This is a genomic window from Streptococcus danieliae, assembly GCF_025447695.1.
In the GTDB taxonomy this organism is placed as follows: domain Bacteria; phylum Bacillota; class Bacilli; order Lactobacillales; family Streptococcaceae; genus Streptococcus; species Streptococcus danieliae.
This window is the reverse complement of sequence record NZ_JAOBSU010000183.1, coordinates 1-1,419: the sequence shown is the minus strand read 5'-3', so window position 1 is coordinate 1,419 and position 1,419 is coordinate 1. Positions and strand designations below refer to the sequence as shown.

At 39.1% G+C, this 1,419-nt stretch carries 4 protein-coding genes; all 4 read left to right on the top strand.

Translation table 11 applies throughout. The features are described 5' to 3' along the window. Positions 1-98 precede the first annotated feature (98 nt). Complete coding sequence (locus N4310_RS08450; RefSeq protein WP_262092824.1) at positions 99-467, top strand: YopX family protein; 369 nt, start codon at positions 99-101, stop codon at positions 465-467. Beyond that, the gene (locus N4310_RS08445; RefSeq protein WP_160332012.1) at positions 460-648 is read left to right on the top strand and encodes a hypothetical protein; all 189 of its coding nucleotides are present in this window, start codon (positions 460-462) and stop codon (positions 646-648) included. The genes N4310_RS08450 and N4310_RS08445 overlap by 8 nt, the downstream gene beginning before the upstream one ends. Before the next feature lie 11 nt (positions 649-659). Further along, positions 660-1,235, top strand: coding sequence for a DUF1642 domain-containing protein (locus N4310_RS08440; RefSeq protein ID WP_262092823.1), 576 nt, complete (start codon positions 660-662; stop codon positions 1,233-1,235). Beyond that, positions 1,228-1,419 (top strand): hypothetical protein (locus N4310_RS08435; RefSeq protein ID WP_262092822.1); only part of this gene is annotated, 192 nt, incomplete at its 3' end. The genes N4310_RS08440 and N4310_RS08435, both read left to right, overlap by 8 nt.

Sequence of the window (1,419 nt, the reverse complement as noted above, 5' to 3'; positions counted from 1 at the left end):
GGATACTGGTTTTCATTAGAGTCTGGAGATGGTGACATTATCTTTCAGACAGGTTATTGTGGTGATTGTTTAGCAGAACGTGTTGAAAGGGGAGAAGAGTGGTAGTACCAAAGTTTAGAGCGTGGTTTGGCACAGAAATGTACAATAACCCTGTAGTTTATGATGGCTGTTTCTATCTGGATTGGCGAGATTTTGAAGATGGGAGATCCTTTGATGATGTTGTTCTCATGCAATCAACGGGGTTGTTTGGCGAGAACGGGACTGAGATTTTTGAAGGGGATGTTCTCTATTATCCAGAAAACCCAGAAGGTGAGAGGTATGGGATTGTTGTTTGGCAGAAAGAATCCCTCGCATTTGCACTGGAAACAGCTTTCGATTATTTACCATATGATTTTTGGGCAGTTGGAGAAGTTATCGGCAACATCTACGAGAATCCAGAGTTGCTAGATGAGGTGGGGAATGGTTAAAGTTCGGAAAATTCCAGTAGTGGTTGACGCTGAGCGTACAAAATCAGACCGATATATAGAGACTTTAGAGGGGACTATGAAAGCCTCTGCTGGTGATTGGATTATTACTGGAGTAGATGGTGAAAAATATCCCGTTAAACCAGATATTTTTAAAAAGACATACGAAATAATTGGAGACTAAGGAGGCGAAAAATGAGTGAGTTGAAATACAAAGAGGGAGATAAGTTTTTAGTAGAGGTGGAAATTACTGATGTTGATATTCCGAGCGCTATTCATCCTTATCGAATAATGGTTGAACTAGATGAAAGTAATTTTTGGGTGGCTCAAGAGGAACTAGACAAGCTCCAAAAAGTAGACAAACTGCAAGTCCCACAGCGTGTAGTGGATTTTATTAAAGCCAATTTCCTATCGTCGAACACATTTATGGATTTTATCGAAGCGGTTCAAGCCTACATTGTTCCAGATTACATTGAAGATTATTTATTCAATTGTGAAAGTAGAGAGCAAAAAGAGAGACAAAAAGCTCTAGCAATTTTATTTGCTGATGGTATCGAAGCAGTCGAGGTTATCAAGGAGAAGAAGTATAAAGTATCGTTGAAAGCGAATGGTCAAAAACTGATTAGATATTCTGATAAAGATACTTGGTTTCAATTTGAATCAGACAGCATTGTCCCAGAGCCGTATTACACAAAATCAGAACTCGATAAAGCTGGCTTCGGCGGTGTGTTCGATAACCCTATGTTTGAAGTGGAGGTCATAGATGGTTAGAATCAAAAAGAGCACTAATCTCCCGCATGGGGGAATCATTAAAACAACTATCACGCTATGGTATGACAAGGTCTTTGTGAAGTCGAAAGAAATCATTCTGAAATTATCTAGGCCTTGTACAAAATTTAAGTACATTACAGTGAGTCTGGATGAATTGAAAGACTATCAGAATGCTGTGAAAGTG

Coding starts and splice junctions, on each gene's coding strand:
- N4310_RS08445 (WP_160332012.1), top strand. CDS start 460: ATGGTTAAAGTTCGGAAAATTCCAGTAGTGGTTGACGCTGAGCGTACA.
- N4310_RS08440 (WP_262092823.1), top strand. CDS start 660: ATGAGTGAGTTGAAATACAAAGAGGGAGATAAGTTTTTAGTAGAGGTG.